Here is a 19,482-nt window from a genome sequence, read left to right as displayed (position 1 = left end):
ACCTTGTGCCGTCAATTCGGCCGCGACTATCTCCAGTGCATCCTGCTGCACATCGGCCAGCACCAGTTTCATGCCCAGTCGCGCGCCGACATGCGCAAATTCACGGCCGAAGCCGCTGGCGGCACCCGTAATGACAGCGACTTTTCCGTGAAAATCCTTCATGCCTGCCTTTGCCTGAAATACGAATGGGTAATCACGCTGGCGTCATTTTTTTCGCAACGTCGGTACGACGAATGAATTTGAAGGTGCCACTGGCCTTGGCCACCAGCTTGTCGCCATTCCACAATTCGCCTTCGCAAAAATAAATGCTGGTCGAGGCATGCACGACCTTGCCTTTTGCCAGCAGGCGGCAACCTTCTGTTCCACCCGGTTGCATGAAGCTGGTCTTCATTTCTATCGTTACACCGCCGCGGATATTCGGTTCCATCGAACGTCCGGCCAGCGACATCACGTTATCCAGCATGGTCATGATCACTCCGCCATGCGCAACCTGCCAGCCATTCAGATGACGCGCCTGCAGGATCAGCTCTACTTGCGCCTGGCCGCCACCGGATTCGACCACATGGATGCCGAGCTCCTGCAAAAAGGGAATCGAGGATGAGGCTGCGTTGGCAGCAGGACTATGGGATGGCTTCGTCATTGGTATTTTTCAGTTGCAAAATGGCGTCATTTTAGAGCCATCCGTGTCGCGTACCAAACTTAGGCAGAAATTTTGCGCCCGCTCACCCTATGAAAACGCTGCCAGAACAGGAGTTTCAGCCTGGATGAATAGCGTTTTTACTCATTTGCATATGTAAGCATTACGTAAGTTTAATGCAAGTATCCCGTAAGGTTTTAGTCGCACACTCGACTCGCTTACCCAATACAAGGAATGTGCACACGCATTCCATTAATAATTATTAAGGAGACGAGCATGGTCACAGTAGCGACAGCCGGACGCAACGGCATCACCCCGGAGGAACGCAAAGTTATTTTTGCCTCCTCCCTGGGTACTGTATTTGAATGGTATGACTTTTATCTATATGGTTCACTGGCCGGCATTATTGCCAAGCAGTTTTTTGCCGGCACCGATCCCAACACGGCGTTCATCTTTGCGCTACTGGCATTCGCGGCCGGTTTTATCGTGCGACCGTTCGGCGCTATTGTATTCGGCCGCCTGGGCGACATGATCGGCCGCAAATACACCTTCCTCGTCACGATCGTGATCATGGGTGGCTCAACCTTCATCGTCGGCTTGCTGCCTAACTATGCATCGATTGGTATCGCCGCTCCTATCATTCTGATCATTCTGCGTATCTTGCAAGGCCTGGCTCTGGGCGGAGAGTACGGCGGCGCAGCTACTTATGTGGCTGAGCATGCACCGCATGACAAGCGCGGCGCATTCACGTCGTGGATCCAAACCACTGCGACCATGGGCTTGTTCATGTCGCTGCTGGTGATTCTGGGAACACGTACTGCAATCGGCGAAGCAGCGTTTGCCGATTGGGGCTGGCGCATTCCGTTCCTGGTTTCGGTTTTCCTGCTGGGGATCTCGGTCTGGATCCGTCTGTCGATGGCTGAATCGCCAGCGTTTGCAAAAATGAAAGCGGAAGGCAAAACGTCCAAGGCACCATTGACCGAAGCCTTCGCAAAATGGGGCAACCTGAAAATCGTTATCCTGGCACTGATCGGTCTGACCGCAGGTCAAGCCGTGGTCTGGTATACCGGCCAGTTTTACGCCCTGTTCTTCCTGACGCAAACGCTCAAGGTCGACCTGTCCACCGCCAACATCCTGATCGCGGCCTCGCTGCTGCTGGCAACGCCGTTCTTCATCATTTTCGGTACGCTGTCCGATAAAATCGGCCGCAAACCGATCATCATGGCCGGTTGCCTGATTGCTGCGCTGACCTACTTCCCTATCTTCAGCGGCTTGACACACTATGCCAATCCCGCGCTGGAAGCTGCATTGAAAGATGCACCAGTGGTGGTTACTGCCGATCCGGCAACCTGCCAATTCCAGTTCAACCCGACCGGCACCAAGAAATTCACGTCGTCATGCGACATCGTGAAAGGGAAACTCGCTGCTGCTTCGGTTGCCTACTCGAATGAGGACGCAGCACCAGGTACAGTGGCAACGGTCAAGGTTGGCGATAGCCTGCTGACGTCTTACGACGCCAAAGGTTTGTCGAAAGAAGATGCGGCTGCCAAGGACAAGGCTTTCTCGAAAGAGCTGAGCGATGCCATCAAGGCGCACGGTTATCCAACCAAGGCAGATCCGGCACAAATCAACTACGGCATGACGTTATTGCTGTTGTTCATCCTCGTGATTTACGTGACGATGGTGTACGGCCCGATTGCAGCCATGCTGGTTGAAATGTTCCCGACCCGTATCCGCTACACGTCGATGTCGCTGCCGTATCACATCGGTAACGGCTGGTTCGGCGGCTTGCTGCCAACCACGGCATTTGCGCTGGTCGCGTTCAAGGGCGATATTTATTATGGCCTCTGGTATCCGATCATCATTGCGTTGATGACCTTCGTCGTCGGCATGATCTTCGTTCGTGAAACCAAGGACAATGATATCTACGCCAACGATTAAACGTCATTAGTCTTTCATTCGAGCAAGCTTCGAATAAAAACTGCCAGAATATTTCTGGCAGTTTTTTTTTGCTTTATAAGATTCAAATTTTTTCTGATAAAAAACATGTGACGGCAGTAATTTGCGCTGTCCAAATCGATCAGGATTTGTTATTGTCGGGATGCCAATAAAATCTTCTTGCAGACAATACGGGTACTCGCATATCCACAGAATTTCCCGCCATGAATAAAAGCAACACCATCTCCCGTATCGGTACTCCCCTGACTCATAGCGCCACCAAAATCATGCTGCTGGGCTCCGGCGAATTGGGCAAGGAAGTCATCATTTCACTACAGCGTCTGGGCGTTGAAGTGATTGCAGTGGATCGCTACGCCAACGCGCCTGGTCATCAAGTTGCCCATCGCGCCTATGTGATCGACATGACCGACGGCGTGGCGCTGGCGGCATTGATCAATCAGGAAAAACCGGATCTGGTGGTACCCGAAATTGAAGCCATCGCCACTGCGACCCTGCTCGACATGGAAAATGCCGGTAGCGTGCGCGTGATTCCCACCGCACGCGCAGCATGGCTGACAATGGATAGGGAAGGCATACGCCGGCTGGCAGCGGAAGAATTGGGCGTCGCCACGTCACCTTATCGTTTTGCCGACAGCCTGAAGGAACTCAAGGCTGGTTGCGCCGAAATCGGTTATCCCTGTGTGGTCAAACCGGTCATGTCTTCATCCGGCAAAGGCCAGTCGAAATTGAACGGTGCCGGCGATATTGAAGCCGCATGGGATTGCGCTGCCGCCGGCGGACGCGTCGATGCCGGCCGTGTAATCGTCGAAGGCTTTATCGATTTCGATTACGAAATCACCTTGCTGACCGTACGCGCCATAGGCGCCGATGGCGAAACGCACACGCATTTCTGCGAACCTATCGGTCATCTGCAAGTCAACGGCGACTATGTGGAATCGTGGCAGCCGCAAGCCATGCATCCCGGTGCGCTGCAGAAAGCGCACGACATCGCAAAAAAAGTGACCGACAACCTTGGCGGTCTCGGACTGTTTGGCGTAGAACTGTTCGTCAAGCACGATATGGTCTGGTTCTCCGAAGTCAGCCCGCGTCCGCACGATACCGGCATGGTGACCATCGCCAGCCAGGAACAAAGCGAATTTGAATTGCATGCCAAAGCCATACTCGGCCTGCCAGTCAATGTGGCGATGAAAACTCCGGCTGCTTCAGCCGTCATTTATGGCCAGCACGATGGCGAAGTCATCGCCTTTGAGGGAGTGGCCGATGCATTGCAAGTCGCCGGCACCGATGTGCGCCTGTTTGGCAAACCGGAATCGTTCGCTCGGCGTCGCATGGGAGTCGCACTGGCTGTTGCTGTCGATGTCGACACCGCACGCAACAATGCCAAGGCCGCAGCGACAAAGATCAAACCGGTGGTGGTGCATAACAGATGAACGAAACACGCCTTCGTGCCGTAGGTGTTCTGGCAGGAAGCGATATCTTCCGCACCGCTTCGCTATTGCTCTATGCGACGTTGCTGTTCCACATCATGCTGCTGGTGTATGCAAAACATCTGAGCCTGACGCCCATCAGCATGAGCATCGTGGTGCTTCTGCTCACCCTGCTGGCGATTGCCTTCATACGCTACTTCTGGCTGCGCACAGCGATTCTGCTCAGTGAAAAATTTCTACTGGCAGAAGTATCGGTCGCTTCATTCTCCATCGCCGTACTGGCTGCGCAAAACACCATGCCGGCATTGCCGATGCCGTGGCTGATTGCCATTGCCGGTGTATTTCCACTGGTGCTGCGTCACCGCATTGCGATACTGTGCATCGCGGCACTGGCGCTGATCGGTTACCGTCTCAATGTATATCTGGGCGCCACCGCCAGCGACTGGTTGCCCGATTTATTTGCCACCATTTGCATCGGCTGGCTATCGCTGCTGCTGGCAAAAACACTCAACATCAATCGCATTGCACTCAGCCAGGCACGCACCAACGAACGCCGCTTCAATGCCATTGCGCGGGTGACGCGTCACATCTTCATCATTACCGATGCCGACTATCACATCAAATTTGCCAATCCTGCATTACAGGAAGTCATCGGTTACAGCTATGAAGAAATCCTGCGCAATGCAATCAAGCCCATTCTGCATCCGGACGACGAAGAAGAACACAAGGGGAAATTACGTCATTTGCGCGATACGCCGCACAGCACGATATTTTCGCGCCATCGCACCCGGCACAGGGATGGCCACTGGGTGTGGCTGGAAACGCGCGGCTACAACATGCTGCACGACTCGGCCATCAACGGCCTCGTATTCAGCATAGAGGACGTTACGCTGCGCAAGGATGTCGAGCTGAAACTGCAGGAGGAAACGGCACTGCTGCGCGCCGTGCTCGATCTCAATCCCTCGATGATCTATGTCAAGGACAGCGAAGGACGCTTCACCGTCAGCAATCAGGTTTTCCAGCGGCGCTTCGGTTATTCCAGCGAAGACGAATTGCGCGGCAAAACCGTCTACGACATCTGTCTGAAGATGGCGAATGAAAACGATGAATTCAGCGCACGCAAAATCGCCGATGAAATCCAGCAGCAGGATCAGCAAGTCATGCAAACCGGCATTCCGCTGCAGGATATGGAAGCACCGGGATTCTGGCGCAGCGACATGCATCTGTGGTTCCACACCAGCAAATATCCATTGCGCGATGCAAGGAATAACATCATCGGCATACTCGGTGTCACACGTGACATTACCAAACGCAAGACGACCGAAATACAAATCGAGTATCAGGCCATGCACGACATGCTGACCGATTTGCCGAATCGCCGTTATCTGGTCAACACGCTGGCCACTGCGATGGAAACCAGCCGGCAGCGTCAATCCAGCCTGACCATGCTGTTCTGCGATCTGGATTTTTTCAAGAGTATCAACGATACGCACGGCCACGACTTCGGCGATCAATGCCTGCTTGAAATCAGCAAACGCATCGTTGCGGTCTTGCCGGAAAGCGACTTCGTTGCGCGTTTTGGCGGCAATGAATTCGTGATCCTGACCAACTCTTCACTGGCGGAAAGCAGCGTCAAGGCCAAGGCCATTGCACGCGCCGTATCCGAACGTCTGATCTTCGACAATGTCGCCGTCAAGATTCAAATCAGCATCGGTATTGCGCAATTGAGTCCGGATCATCAGGTGCCTGCCGATTTGATCCGCGAAGCCGATGCCGCCATGTACCAGGCCAAGGAGCGCGGCCGCAATCGTGTGGAAATCTACGATGCCGCGCTGCAGAGCAAATCGACCAAGCATGCGCGCATGGATGTGGCATTGCGTTTTGCACTCGAGCGCAATGAACTGTCGGTGGCCTATCAGCCTAAAGTCTCGCTGGTCGATGGCAGCGTCAGGGGATTTGAATTGCTGTTGCGCTGGAACAGCCCGGAATACGGCGTGATCTCGCCCAACGAATTCATCCCTATCGCCGAAACCTCAGGCATGGTGGTGCCGATCGGCATGTGGGCAATGGAACAGGCCTGCCGGCAACTCGCGGCATGGCAAGCCAGCTACCCGGCAATGGGCGACATCACGGTCGCCGTCAATGTCTCGATGCGACAGTTGCTGCATACCTCGTTCTTTACTCAGGTGCGCGAGATACTCGATAGTAGCGGCGTAGTGCCGCATACGATAGAACTGGAGCTGACTGAAACGTCTGCGATGGCCAATCCGCTGCAGACAATAGAAAATCTGGCCTTGCTGAAGAAACTCGGCTTGCGCCTGGCGCTGGACGATTTCGGCACCGGTTATTCATCTCTCGCCTATCTGCAAAAACTGCCGATCGACATACTTAAAATCGACAAGACTTTTGTGCACGGCCTGGACACCAAGCAAAGCGACAGGGAAATCATTCGTTTGATGATGGCGCTGGCGCAAACCTTGAATCTGCAGACCGTGGCCGAAGGTGTCGAAACAAAAGCCCACATTCATGAGTTGCAGAAAATGGGCTGCGATCTGGGACAGGGCTTCATCTTCTCGCCGCCGCTGTCAGCCGAAGAGGCGGAAACGCTGATCTGCTCCAGCCATCAATTTTCGCTCGGCTAACTTCTGCCACCATGACGTATTAAAAGTCCTGTTGCTGGCTTGAGCCGATTCGTCCACCACCGCAGAGATCACACGTCCAGTTTGGTATTGACCATATCCAGTATTTTTTCCGGCTCATTGGCAGCCATGAGCGTTTCATTATTCAGTTGCGCATGCAAGGTCTGCATATCCAGATCATTGCCCCAGCGCGCCACGACCAGCGTGGCAACGCCGTTACCGATGGTATTGGTCAGCGCGCGTGCTTCCGACATGAAACGATCAATGCCCAGAATCAGCGCCAGCCCCGCCACCGGCACATGACCGACCGCAGACAAGGTTGCCGCCAGCACGATAAAGCCGCTGCCGGTAATCCCTGCCGCGCCTTTTGATGTCAGCAACAGCACTGCCAGCAAGGTAATTTGCTGCATCAAAGTCATCGGGGTATTGGTCGCCTGTGCAATAAACACCGCAGCCATTGTCAGATAGATTGCAGTGCCGTCCAGGTTGAATGAATAACCGGTTGGAATAACCAGGCCGACCACCGATTTTTTCGCACCCAGATTTTCCATCTTGGCGATCATGCGCGGCAATACGGATTCCGACGACGACGTTCCCAGCACGATCAGTAATTCTTCCTTGATGTACTTGACGAACTTCCAGATGCTGAAACCGTGCAGGCGCGTCACGGTGCCCAGCACGACGAAAATGAAGAGCAGACAGGTCAGATAGAAGGTGCCCATCAATTTTCCCAGCGACAGCAAGGAAGCGATGCCGTATTTTCCTATCGTGAATGCCATCGCGCCGAACGCGCCGATCGGTGCGGCTTTCATGATGATGCCGACAATGGAAAACAGCACATGGGAAATTTTCTCAATGAAATCGAATACCAGCGTGCCGCGCCCACCCAGTTTATGCAGGGCGAAGCCAAACAGCACCGACACCAATAACACTTGCAACACGTCGCCTTTGGCAAATGCATCGATCATGCTGGATGGGATGATGTGCAACAGAAAATCTGTCACGGTTTCCAGCTTGCCGGGCGCTGTGTAACTTGCGATGCTGGCAATATCCAGCGAGTTGACGTCGATATTCATGCCGGCGCCTGGCTGCAGCAGATTGACGACAAGCAGACCGACTATCAGTGCCAGCGTACTCATCACTTCAAAGTAAAGCAGTGCCATGCCACCGGTCTTGCCTACTTTCTTCATGTCCTCCATGCCGGCAATCCCGATCACAACCGTGCAGAAAATCACAGGAGCAATGATCATTTTGATCAGCTTGATGAAGGCATCGCCGAAAGGCTTCATCGCAGTACCGGTTTCCGGCGCAAAATGCCCCAGCAGGACTCCAATCACGATGGCAAAAATAACCTGTACGTACAAGGATTTATAGAGCGGCGGCTTGGACATTTTTCTTTTTCCTAGATGAAACATGAGCTATTTGACTCCATGTTTCTTGTTTGGCAGACAGCTTCGTACGCGGCCCAGTTACATGCCTAAAGTGTTCATCATCGTATGCCTGTTTTTCAATCGCTACTATGAAAATAAATCATGCATTGCCAGCATTAAATCGACTGTTCTTAACGTTTTTCTCATGTCTCATGCTGTACGAAAAGGCACATTTTCGATATGCAAATTACACGGCAAGCCGCTAAATCGAATATAGTCATGGACAAACTTTTTCTTAATATAAATATTTATGAAATTTGATGTCGCAATTGTCGGTAGCGGACTGGCTGGCCTTACCGTTGCCCTCCACCTGGCGGAAACCCGCAAAGTCGCTGTTATTTCCAAACGTACCCTGCTCGATGGCGCCAGCAGCTGGGCGCAAGGCGGGATTGCTGCGGTGCTCGATTCCAAGGACAGCGTGGATGAACATGTGGCCGATACGCTGGTCGCCGGCGGCGGCTTGTGCGATGAGCCTGCTACCCGCTTCATCCTCGAACACGGGCGCGAAGCGATTGAATGGCTGATCGAGCAAGGCGTGCCCTTCACGCCCGATACCAGTGCCGAACTCGGCTTCCATCTGACGCGCGAAGGCGGCCACGGCCAGCGCCGCATCATCCATGCTGCCGATGCCACCGGGCACGCGGTGCAGGTGACGCTGGAACAAAAAGTACGCGCGCATCCGAACATCACGTTGATGGAACACCATTACGCGATCGACGTCATCACGTCCGATATCCTGGAGAAAAAAAAGGGCGTCCCGCGCTGTCTCGGTCTGTATGTACAGGATGTCAAAACCGGCAAGGTCATCACGATCTCCGCCGAACACACGGTACTGGCTACCGGTGGCGCCGGCAAAGTGTATCTGTACACCACCAATCCCGACACGGCTACCGGCGACGGCATTGCGATGGCCTGGCGCGCCGGCTGCCGCATTGCGAACATGGAATTTATCCAGTTTCACCCGACCTGCCTGTACCACCCATACGCAAAATCCTTCCTGATTACGGAAGCGGTGCGCGGCGAAGGCGGCGTTCTGAAATTACCGGTAACTGCCGGCAAAAATCGTGGCAAGCGTTTCATGCCCTCGCACGATGAGCGCGCCGAACTGGCGCCGCGCGATATCGTGGCGCGCGCCATCGATGCCGAAATGAAAAAACGTGGTATCGATTATGTCGATCTCGATATCAGCGACAAACCGCCGGAATTCCTGAAGGAACACTTTCCTACCATCATGGCACGCTGCCTGGAACTCGGCATCGACATGACCAAGGGACCTATTCCTGTCGTGCCGGCTGCGCATTACACTTGCGGCGGCGTGATTACCGATCTGTCCGGCCGCACCGACCTGCCCGGCCTGTATGCAGTCGGCGAAGCCACTTGCACCGGCCTGCACGGCGCCAATCGTCTGGCAAGCAATTCCCTGCTCGAATGTCTGGTGCTGGGACGCTCCGCAGCCCAATACATCGATGCGCAACCCAAGCAAAAAAATGTCAGCCTGCCAGCCTGGGATGAAAGCCGCGTCACCGATGCCGATGAAGAAGTCATCATCGCCAATAACTGGGAAGAACTGCGCCGCTTCATGTGGAATTACGTCGGCATTGTGCGCACCACCAAACGACTGGAACGTGCACAGCATCGGATCCGCTTGCTGAAGGAAGAAATTGACGAGTACTACGCCAACTTCCGCATCACGCCGGATTTGCTGGAATTGCGTAATCTGGTTGAAGTGGCCTCGTTGATCGTCAACAGCGCATTGTCGCGCCGTGAAAGCCGCGGCCTGCATTACAGCCGGGATTATCCGGATACACTGCCTAAGGCCTTGCCTAGCGTCTTGTCGCCTGATCGCAAGCATTGAGATAGGGTATTTGGTGAAAATGCCGTTCAGTTTTTGACTGAACGGCATTTTTTTATGGCCACCAATAAAAAAAGCCGCATAAAGCGGCTTCCTTCATAAAAACAAATCCTATTTCGTCCCAACAATCCGCAATGAATAATCAGTAGCCCGTACATCCTTGGTCAATGCACCAATCGAAATCCGATCGACTCCAGTCTCCGCAATCGCCCGCACCGACTCCCGGCTCACACCACCTGACGCCTCCAGCAACGCACGACCAGCCGTCAAGGCAACCGCCTCTCGCATATCCGCCAGCGAAAAATTATCCAGCAACACCGATTGCGCACCTGCCGCCAATGCATCCTTCAACTCAAGCAGGTTCTCGACTTCTATCTGTATCGTGACACCGGCATTCAGCGCCAGGGCTGCTTTCATCGCTGCACTTACACCGCCGGCTGCTGCAATATGATTTTCCTTGATCAGAATGCCGTCATACAGCGCCAGGCGCTGATTTTTTCCACCACCGACACGTACCGCATACTTCTGTGCCAAACGCAGTCCCGGCAGCGTTTTACGCGTATCCAGAATCGCTGCCCTGGTACCGGCCACAATGCCGACGTATTCACGCGTAGCCGTGGCAACACCGGACAGCAATTGCAGGAAATTCAAGGCAGCGCGTTCAGCCGTCAGCAAGGCACGTGCGGGCGCTTCGATGGCGCAGACTTCGCTATCGGCCTGCATCAGATCGCCTTCCGCATAACGCCACTCGACGCGTATGTGCGCGTCCACCTGTTTCATTACCGCTTCAAACCACGGTGCGCCACACAATACGGCCGCTTCACGCACGATCACACGGGCTTGCACGATTTCTTGTTCCGGCACCAGCTTGCCGGTGACGTCACCGCTACCGACATCTTCAGCCAGCGCCGCCACAATATTGGCTTCAAACGCTACTGTCAGCGCAGCATCGAAAGGGGCAAACGGATTGCGCAGCAAACTCATGCCGGACCTATTCCTGAAAACAGTTTCTCTTCTTTCGCCAGATCGCTGGATGGACGTACATTGGCTTTTTGCGCGGCAGCAAAGTCGAGCATGCGATCGATGCAAACGGTTGCCTTGCGACCGATTTCAGGATCGACGTGAATTTCATTACGGCCTGACTCCAGCACATCAGCCAGATTCTGCAAGCCGTTCATCGCCATCCACGGACAATGCGCGCAGCTCTTGCAGGTCGCACTATTACCGGCAGTCGGCGCATCGATGAAAATTTTTCCCGGCGCGGCCATTTTCATCTTGTGCAAAATACCGTTGTCGGTAGCGACGATGAATTCCGGTGCGTCCATGGTTTGCGCGGCGTGTATCAGTTGCGAAGTCGAGCCGATCGCATCGGCCAGCGCCACGACGGCAGCGGGCGATTCCGGATGCACCAGCACCTTGGCCAGTGGATGTTCCTTCTTCAGCAGTTCCAGTTCCACTGCCTTGAATTCATCATGCACCAGACAGGAGCCCTGCCACAGCAGCATGTCGGCACCAGTCTGTTTTTGAATATAGCCGCCCAGATGCTTGTCCGGCGCCCACAGGATTTTCTTGCCTTGCGCATGCAGATGCTCGACGATCTTCAAACCGATGGATGAAGTCACCATCCAGTCGGCACGCGCCTTCACTGCCGCGCTGGTATTGGCGTACACGACCACGACGCGATCCGGGTGCGCATCGCAGAAGGCATTGAACTCATCGACAGGACAACCGAGATCCAGCGAACAGGTCGCATCCAGATCAGGCATGAGGATAGTTTTTTCAGGGCTCAGAATTTTTGCCGTTTCACCCATGAACTTGACGCCGGCAACCACCAGCGTTTTGGCCGGATGATCGCGACCGAAGCGCGCCATCTCCAGCGAATCGGAGACGCAGCCGCCGGTTTCTTCCGCCAGATCCTGCAGATCGGCATCGACGTAGTAATGCGCAACCAGTACGGCTTCGCGTTCTTTCAACAAGCGCTTGATGCGCTCCTTCAGGGCGATTTTTTCCTCCCGCGATGGCGTGGCTGGCGTGCGTGCCCACGCGTGGGCGACGCAACTGGTGCCGCTTTCCATCGCGGGACGTTCAAATTCAACGGTTTTGATAGATTGGGTCTGCATGGCTGCTCAATGTCGGTATTGAATACGCATAAAAGTATGCGATGAATTTAAGCTGTGAATTCGTAATTACGGTTCAGGCAAATTGTAGCGTCATTTGTCTCTGAGGGCAGAGTCATGCACGCTCAGAGGAAAGTCGGATTTCAAGCGTAAAAAAGCGCGACGGGGATATTCCACGTCGCGCTCTTTATTTGCAGCAATTACTCGATACCCTGGCTGGACAAGTATTCCTCGTATGTACCCTGGAAATCGATGATTTCGCCGTCTTTCACTTCCAGCACACGCGTTGCCAGTGAGGAAACAAATTCACGGTCATGCGAAACGAAAATCAGCGTACCGGCGTATTTTTCCAGCGCAATATTCAGCGATTCGATGGATTCCATATCCATGTGATTGGTCGGCTCATCCATCAGCAGCACATTGTGGCGGCCCAGCATCAGCTTGCCGTAGGTCATGCGTCCTTTTTCACCGCCGGACAATACCTTGACCGATTTCTTCACATCGTCGCCGCCGAACAGCAAGCGACCGAGTATCGAACGTACTGCCTGATCATCGTCGCCTTCCTGCGTCCACTGCCCCATCCAGTCGGTCAGATTCTTGTCGCTGGCAAAATCCTCGGTCGGATCTTGCGGCATGTAGCCGACGTTGGCGTTCTCTGCCCATTTGACGCGCCCCTGATCGGCGGCCAGTCCGGTGATTTCCTCGCCGCCTATGCAACGCAGCAAGGTGGTTTTACCGGCACCGTTGGCGCCAATGATCGCGATACGTTCGCCGGCTTCAACCATGATGCTGAAGTTCTTGAACAGCTGGCGGTCGAATGCTTTTGAAATGGTTTCCGCTTCCACTGCCAGGCGATGCAGTTTTTTCTCGCCGTCGAAACGTACAAACGGATAAGCGCGTGACGATGGCTTGATGTCGTCGACCTTGATCTTCTCGATCTGCTTGGCGCGCGATGTCGCCTGACGCGCCTTGGATTTGTTCGCAGCAAAGCGACGAACGAACTCCTGCAGCTCGGCAACCTTGTCTTTTGCTTTCGCGTTGTTCGCCAGTTGCTGATTGCGCGCCTGCGTCGAAGCAAACATGTAGTCGTCGTAGTTGCCCGGATAAATCTTCAGCGTGCCGTAATCCATATCGGCGACGTGCGTACACACCTGATTCAGGAAGTGGCGATCATGTGAAATGATGATCATGGTCGAGTTGCGCTCGTTAAGCACATCTTCCAGCCAGCGGATCGTGTTGATGTCCAGATTGTTGGTCGGTTCGTCAAGCAGCAGAATGTCCGGGTTCGAGAACAGTGCCTGTGCCAGCAATACGCGCAGCTTCCAGCCTGGCGAGACATTGCTCATCGGCCCCTGATGCAGGTCGATCGCAACACCGGCACCCAGCAACAGCTCGCCGGCACGCGATTCAGCGGTATAGCCATCGTACTCGGCAAACTTCGCTTCGAGGTCGGCAGCCTTCATGTAATCGTCGTCGGTTGCTTCAGGGTTCGCGTAAATCGCATCGCGTTCCGACAGCGCCGCCCACATTTCCGTATGCCCCATCATCACGACATCCAGCACGCGCATTTCTTCAAACGCAAATTGATCCTGGCGCAATTTACCCAGACGCTCGTTCGGATCGAGCATGACAGTGCCCGCCGACGGGTCCAGATCGCCGCCGAGGATTTTCATGAAGGTGGATTTGCCACAACCGTTGGCGCCAATCAGGCCGTAACGGTTACCGTCGCCAAACTTGACGGAGATATTTTCAAACAACGGCTTGGGGCCGAATTGCATCGTGATATTTGCTGTCGATAACACTGATAATGCCTTTGCAGATATGAATTTGGGTAACTGGGCATTCTACCATTTTGGGGGCCGGTCTGGCTGCGTTTGGGAGTTCGCTTGCTCGACTACCCTGCTCGTGCCGGCCCCGCTTCCCCTGTTCGACGCACAGGGAGCTCCAGCAAAGCGCTTCAGAAGCCGTATGGGCAAGTCAGTTTGTAAGATGACTTGTCAAACAACAAGCGAGTGTTCATTGCCAAAGTGTTACTGGGCATCAGGCGACATTTGAATCATATTCATCGCCCTTGATGATTGTGGCTTTTATCGTGATACATGGACTGATCGGCATGCTTGAGAAGCTGATGTTCGTCATCACCATGTTCCGGATAGAGCGCAATCCCGATACTCGGCATAACGTTCAAGATATGGCCATCTATATTGAATGGCTGATTGAAAGAACTGCGAATTTTCTCTACCACTAATGCCGCCTGCTCCAGCGATGGAATCCCTTGAAGCAGAACGACAAACTCATCACCACCGACGCGCGCTACGGTATCCGATTCGCGCATGCAATTCTTCAAGCGCTTGGCAAATTCCTGTAACAACAAGTCTCCGATATCATGTCCCAGCGTATCGTTGACCTGCTTGAATTTATTCAGATCAAGATAAAGCAAGGCAAACCGTAAATGCTCACGCCGTGCTGTTAATAGAGCGACTTTCAGTCTGTCGTACAAAAAGCCGCGATTAGGAAGACCCGTCAGTTGGTCGTACTGCGCCATCTGCTGTAGCCGAATTTGCGCTTGCTGCCGCTCGATCGCGTTGGCAATCTGGGTTGAAACAAACTGCAGCAACTGCTGGTCTCTTTCGCTATAGCACACGCCACCCAGATAGCTCTTGAGCATGAGAACACCGATCATTCCCTTGTGGGACTTGAGCGGTACGCCTAGCCAGCAAAGCAAATTACTGTCGACAGCGATACCCAAGGTTTGCAGGCGGTCGTTCATCGTCTCTGGCGTCAACAGCAAGGGCTGCCCGGTACGGATAATCTCTGCGCAGAGCGTCCCCCTGGCAGGTTTGGAGACTTCCGAAGTATCGTATTCATCCACACGATAAGGAAAACTCAGCTGGTCTTTTTCCTCATCGTATAAGGTAACGGAAAAATTATTGGCAGGCAGTACGGTGCTGATGATCTGGTGAATGCGTTGAAACAGCACAATCAAATCGTCAGTGGCATATGTCGCTTCGGAAATTGAATAAAGCAAAGCCTGCATTGATTCGGCTTGCTTGTGTTCTGTAATGTCACGCGCGACTCCGATCCGTAACTGGTCGGCAGGCGACCAGCGGGCAGACCACATGATGTGTACTATTTTTCCATCCTTGCGGATATAGCGATTCTCAAAATTCAGTTGTGGATGTCCGGCCATGACTTCGCGCGCGGACTGCGCAGTTCGATCCCGGTCTTCCGGCACCATCATATCGAACATGATCTTGCCGATCATTTCCTGCTGGGTGTAACCAAAAATTCGCTCACACGAAGCACTGACGAAAATGACGCGTCCATCGGCATCGACCGCGAAGACAGCATCCATCATGAGGTCCATGAAGCTGGCAACTGGTTCTTGATATATCATTTTTACAGAGGATTATGGTGCATTAAAAAATGATGCAAGCATGACTTGAATGTACCGCAATCACACCCACCACACGTCATCACCACTAGCAAATGATAGAGAAAACTCAGCAGTCGTATCTGCTCTTGCTTGCACCGAGTTTGATTTTAAAAGACAGTACACTAATCCAGAGAAATTTTTCTGTCGATTAGTGAGCGATATCCAGACATCGTCAGCGAAAACGAAACTGAATCCGCAACCAGCTCAGCCCGAGAACCAAGCACCAGCGTCGCCTTGTCCCGCCCATGTCCAAACGGCAGCCCTGTCAACACCGGCACCGGCAAATGCGCCCGCAAATATTCCACCATAGGCGCAAAGTCGTAACCGTTATCGTAATCAGTCAGGCGATAACCTGAGAAATCGCCCAGCAATACCGCCTGCTGTCCATTCAGCACGCCGGCATGCAATAACTGCAGCATCATGCGTTCGACGCGATACGGATGTTCGTTGATGTCTTCAACACACAGAATGCCGCCCTCTATTTTCGGCAGCCATGGCGAACCGACCAAATGCGTCAGCATTGCCAGATTGCCGCCCCATAGCGTGCCTTTGACCTGCAACCGGGGATTGCCTTCTGTTTGCGCCGTGATCGTGTGCACAGGTTGCGTCAGGCATTGCCAGAAATTGTTCAGCGTATAACTGCTCAACTCATCGTGGGCAAAATCGTTGCACAGCATCGGGCCGGAAAAACTCATGGCGCCGGTCTGCGCCAGCAAGCCCATCTGCAAGGCGGTGAAATCGCTGTGACCGACAAACAGCTTGCCGCTTGCGGCCAGTTGCGAAAAATCCAGCTCAGGCAACAGACGCGTCAAACCGTAACCGCCGCGCAATGCCAGCACGATATCGACTTCCGGATCTTGCGTAGCGGCATACAGTTGCGCGATACGTGCATCGTCACTGGCACCGAAGCGCTGAAATCTGGTGGCAGAATCCGTGAAGTTACGCACACGACAGCCCTGCGCTTGCAAGATCGCGATTCCGCGTTCGACAGCACCCGGCAACGGTGCGTAACCGCTAGGCGCAACGATCGCGACTAGCGGGCCTTCTGGTTTGTTTGCAAGCAATGCTTGTCGTATATCCTGATTCAATTGATTGCTCATTCTTTTATTCTGCCTATACCGGCGCGACGACTTTTACTTCATCTGCAGCATGGCAATGCACAGCAATTTTTGCTGTGATTTCCTCTGCGAGCTGATCCGGCAAATCATGCCCCATGCCGGCGATTTCCAACATCACGGCATTCGGTATCAAACTTGCCGTTTCACGACCGCCAGCTATCGGTACCAGCGGATCTTCAATGCCGTGAATGACTAAAGTAGGTACTGCAATGCTTTTCAAAAGATCAACGCGATCACCGGATGCGCCGATTGCCAGTAGTTGCCGTGTTGTGGCTACCGGCTCCAGACTGCGTTTGATTGTGTAGTCGACCCGTCCCTGTAAAACTTCCTTCGGCGTCGGATAAGCCGGACTGCCTATCACTTGCATCATATTGACGAAGTGTTCCGTCAAAGCGGCGTGATTTTTCGGATCTGGCGCCGCAGAGAAAAGTACTTTGCGCGCCGCGCGTGTCGGCCCCGGCAAGCCGCGACGACCGCTGGTTGACATGATGGAAGTCAAGCTGAGTACGCGTTCCGGATAACGAGCTGCAACGATCTGCGCAATCATGCCGCCCATCGAGGCACCGACAATGTGCGCCTTCGGAATATCGAGCGCATCCAGCAGGCCAATCGCATCCGCCGCCATATCATCGAGTTTGTAACCGGCAGCGAGCTTCATGCGCAACGCCATTTTCATCACGGCCAGCAGCGTATTTGGCTTGCCAAGATGATGCAGCTTGGTCGATAGGCCGTTGTCGCGATTGTCGAAGCGGATCAGATAAAAACCACGCTCCACCAAGCCCTTGCAAAACGACTCCGGCCAGGATACCGATTGCATTCCCAAGCCAACAATCAGCAAAAGCGGTGGATTGCCTGGATCGCCTTGCGTGTCGTACCAGATATCGAGATCATTTACTTTAGCGATAGGCAAACTGAAACTTTCAAAAAATAGTTAAAACTTATGCGCGCTTTGGATCGCGATAAATGCATTTTTTTATACCTTGATGACCATCCCTGTCGAAGCGCCGCCATTTTCCATCGGCTTGCGCAAGTCGATCGGCAATCGCATGCAAAACCGCCGGATTGACGACCATACCGGTATGGCTGCCATGGACTTCGATATTTTCTGCCTGTTCACCGTCTTCCTGGACGCAACATTGCCATGACACAATACCATCGCTACGACTGAAAATCGAGGTGCTTGGCACTGGCGGCGGTTTCCGGATTTCGGCAATCTGAACATTGTCGATTGCGGTTTTACCGCTGACTGCCTCATACAGTCGCCACACATTATTCGCCTTCGGATGGCCGGTAAACGGCGAACCCAATGTAATCACCAAACGCACATCATTCGGTAATGCCTTGGCAATTTCACGCGCAAAAATCCCACCCAGGCTCCAGCCTATAAGGCTGACTTTTTGCCCATGCTTTTCGCGCAACTCCCTGACACGCGCGATACATGCGTCGAGCACGCCCTCGCGCGGCCCAAGATTCCAGCCTTGTTCCCACGTGTAGGCCGTATAGCCGCTGCCCTGCAGGAATTTGCGCAAGAACAAAGTTAGGACATCGCCTGCCATCAAGCCCGGCAACACCATCACCGGATGACCGTCACCGCGCGGACCATTTTTCAGCAAGGGAAACGCCAGCAAGGATGCGCCAAATTCCCACGGCGCACGCGCTTCCAGTGCCAGCAGCAACAGGCTGGGCGGCTTCAGTGTTTGATCCTGAACAGAGGCTTCGGCGGAACGCGGTGCATCCATGAGGACTTTCTCCCTGGCGAAACAATGGCAAACCAGCCATGATTACTCGATTGGAGTGCGCAGACAGCGCGTGGTTCAACGATGAGGATCAGGGATCAGGAAACGGAAGATGTCTGGGTAAAGCGCTACGCACCATGGGCACTGGCAGAGTGACCGTCAGCCAGGATTGGAGTCATCCAGTTTTGCTGCTTGCGCTGCCTTGCGACGTTCGGCAAAAAAATCTTTCAACAATGTTCCGCATTCCGTCGCCAGCACGCCGCCTGTCAGTTGCGTGTGATGATTGAGCTGATTCTGCTCGAACAGATTGACGATAGAGCCGCAGGCGCCGGTCTTTGGATCCGATGCACCGAACACCACACGCGCAAGCCGCGCATGCATCATCGCACCCGAACACATCACGCAGGGTTCGAGCGTGACATACAGTTCGCAACCGGGAAGACGATAGTTGCCGAGTATGGTTGCCGCAGCGCGCAAGGCCATGATTTCTGCATGTGCGGTCGGATCGTGCGTGCCTATCGGTTGATTGAAGCCGGTGGCAATGACTTGCCCATCCTTGACGACCACGGCGCCCACCGGAACTTCACCCAGCGCCCAGGCGTTGTGTGCCTGATCCAGCGCCTGCCGCATCCAGATCTCGTCCTGCGTCACATCCTGACTTGCATCCGCCATGAGAGCGATCAGCCTTCTGCAGTGATTTCAGCCCAGCAGTTCGGCGTTTCGTGCAGCACCAGTTTGTGCAGACGCAAGCCGGTGCCGTAATGATCCTTGTATGCCGCATTCAGGATATTGAACGCGGTTTGCGCCAGATTTTCCACTGTCGGAATACGATCGATGATCACGGTTTTGTGGCCGGGTATGCTTTCAAGAAATTCACGCACCTTGGCGTCTTTTTCATAGACGAGAAAAGAATGGTCCCAGACATCGACCAGATGCTGTTTCGCCAGCGACTTGATATCGGAAAAATCCATGATCATGCCGTTATCGGAACTACCTTCTTCGTCAATCACATTGCCGACCAGTGTGATTTCGAGCGTATAGCGATGGCCGTGCAGATTGCGGCACTGGCTTTTGTGGTCGGGAATACGGTGACCGGCATCGAATTCAAGTTTGCGGGTAATTGTCAGCATG

General features: G+C 53.8%; 16 protein-coding genes. 4 read left to right on the top strand and 12 right to left on the bottom strand.

Features of this window, described 5'->3' with window-relative positions; translation table 11 throughout:
• Together ABWP27_RS02040 and ABWP27_RS02035 are read right to left on the bottom strand one after the other, a co-directional pair.
• A partial coding sequence (locus ABWP27_RS02040) for an SDR family NAD(P)-dependent oxidoreductase (protein WP_353152905.1) occupies positions 1 to 162 on the bottom strand: 162 nt, incomplete at its 3' end.
• A 31-nt stretch (positions 163 to 193) separates the two neighbouring features.
• Positions 194 to 640 (bottom strand): PaaI family thioesterase, encoded by a 447-nt coding sequence (locus tag ABWP27_RS02035; RefSeq protein ID WP_353152891.1) that lies wholly within the window; start codon positions 638 to 640, stop codon positions 194 to 196.
• A gap of 273 nt (positions 641 to 913) precedes the next feature.
• On the opposite strand from ABWP27_RS02035, the gene ABWP27_RS02030 reads away from it, so the two are divergent.
• From ABWP27_RS02030 to ABWP27_RS02020, 3 genes are all read left to right on the top strand, one after another.
• Positions 914 to 2,578: an MFS transporter gene (locus ABWP27_RS02030; RefSeq protein ID WP_353152889.1), complete on the top strand. Its 1,665-nt coding sequence runs from the start codon at positions 914 to 916 to the stop codon at positions 2,576 to 2,578.
• 221 nt (positions 2,579 to 2,799) lie between these two features.
• Positions 2,800 to 4,026: a formate-dependent phosphoribosylglycinamide formyltransferase gene (purT, locus tag ABWP27_RS02025; protein WP_353152887.1), complete on the top strand. Its 1,227-nt coding sequence runs from the start codon at positions 2,800 to 2,802 to the stop codon at positions 4,024 to 4,026.
• Positions 4,023 to 6,665: a sensor domain-containing protein gene (locus ABWP27_RS02020; RefSeq protein WP_353152885.1), complete on the top strand. Its 2,643-nt coding sequence runs from the start codon at positions 4,023 to 4,025 to the stop codon at positions 6,663 to 6,665. The genes purT and ABWP27_RS02020 overlap by 4 nt, the downstream gene beginning before the upstream one ends.
• 68 nt (positions 6,666 to 6,733) lie before the next feature.
• On the opposite strand, the gene ABWP27_RS02015 is transcribed toward ABWP27_RS02020, so the two are convergent.
• Entirely contained in the window at positions 6,734 to 8,053 is a 1,320-nt protein-coding gene (locus ABWP27_RS02015; protein ID WP_353152883.1) for a dicarboxylate/amino acid:cation symporter, read from the bottom strand.
• Positions 8,054 to 8,342: 289 nt separating this feature from the next.
• Between ABWP27_RS02015 and nadB the strand changes: the two genes are divergently transcribed.
• On the top strand, positions 8,343 to 9,947 hold the full coding sequence (gene nadB, locus ABWP27_RS02010) for an L-aspartate oxidase (protein ID WP_353152881.1): 1,605 nt from the start codon (positions 8,343 to 8,345) through the stop codon (positions 9,945 to 9,947).
• A 108-nt stretch (positions 9,948 to 10,055) separates the two neighbouring features.
• Here nadB and nadC read toward each other — a convergent pair whose 3' ends face one another.
• From nadC to queD, 9 genes are all read right to left on the bottom strand, one after another.
• The gene (nadC, locus tag ABWP27_RS02005) at positions 10,056 to 10,928 is read right to left on the bottom strand and encodes a carboxylating nicotinate-nucleotide diphosphorylase (protein WP_353152879.1); all 873 of its coding nucleotides are present in this window, start codon (positions 10,926 to 10,928) and stop codon (positions 10,056 to 10,058) included.
• Positions 10,925 to 12,064 carry a quinolinate synthase NadA gene (gene nadA, locus ABWP27_RS02000; protein ID WP_353152877.1) on the bottom strand — a complete coding sequence of 380 codons (1,140 nt, stop codon included), beginning with the start codon at positions 12,062 to 12,064 and terminating at the stop codon, positions 10,925 to 10,927. Before nadA ends, nadC begins: the two co-directional genes overlap by 4 nt.
• A gap of 197 nt (positions 12,065 to 12,261) precedes the next feature.
• Positions 12,262 to 13,863, bottom strand: a complete 1,602-nt coding sequence (locus ABWP27_RS01995; RefSeq protein WP_353152875.1) for an ABC-F family ATPase — start codon at positions 13,861 to 13,863, stop codon at positions 12,262 to 12,264.
• A gap of 260 nt (positions 13,864 to 14,123) precedes the next feature.
• Positions 14,124 to 15,458 carry a sensor domain-containing protein gene (locus ABWP27_RS01990; protein ID WP_353152873.1) on the bottom strand — a complete coding sequence of 445 codons (1,335 nt, stop codon included), beginning with the start codon at positions 15,456 to 15,458 and terminating at the stop codon, positions 14,124 to 14,126.
• A 161-nt stretch (positions 15,459 to 15,619) separates the two neighbouring features.
• Complete coding sequence (gene ldcA / locus ABWP27_RS01985; RefSeq protein WP_353152871.1) at positions 15,620 to 16,597, bottom strand: muramoyltetrapeptide carboxypeptidase; 978 nt, start codon at positions 16,595 to 16,597, stop codon at positions 15,620 to 15,622.
• Between the two features lie 13 nt (positions 16,598 to 16,610).
• The gene (locus ABWP27_RS01980) at positions 16,611 to 17,525 is read right to left on the bottom strand and encodes an alpha/beta fold hydrolase (RefSeq protein ID WP_353152869.1); all 915 of its coding nucleotides are present in this window, start codon (positions 17,523 to 17,525) and stop codon (positions 16,611 to 16,613) included.
• 28 nt (positions 17,526 to 17,553) lie between these two features.
• Positions 17,554 to 18,354: an esterase/lipase family protein gene (locus ABWP27_RS01975; RefSeq protein WP_353152867.1), complete on the bottom strand. Its 801-nt coding sequence runs from the start codon at positions 18,352 to 18,354 to the stop codon at positions 17,554 to 17,556.
• A 156-nt stretch (positions 18,355 to 18,510) separates the two neighbouring features.
• Positions 18,511 to 19,023 (bottom strand): tRNA adenosine(34) deaminase TadA, encoded by a 513-nt coding sequence (gene tadA, locus ABWP27_RS01970; protein WP_353152865.1) that lies wholly within the window; start codon positions 19,021 to 19,023, stop codon positions 18,511 to 18,513.
• Positions 19,024 to 19,031: 8 nt separating this feature from the next.
• Positions 19,032 to 19,481, bottom strand: a complete 450-nt coding sequence (gene queD / locus ABWP27_RS01965) for a 6-carboxytetrahydropterin synthase QueD (RefSeq protein ID WP_353152863.1) — start codon at positions 19,479 to 19,481, stop codon at positions 19,032 to 19,034.
• Position 19,482 lies beyond the last annotated feature (1 nt).

This window comes from Herminiimonas fonticola (assembly GCF_040395855.1).
Taxonomy (GTDB): domain Bacteria; phylum Pseudomonadota; class Gammaproteobacteria; order Burkholderiales; family Burkholderiaceae_D; genus Oxalicibacterium; species Oxalicibacterium fonticola_A.
The sequence above is the reverse complement of the archived record's forward strand: the minus strand, read 5'-3'. Positions and strand labels throughout refer to the sequence as shown.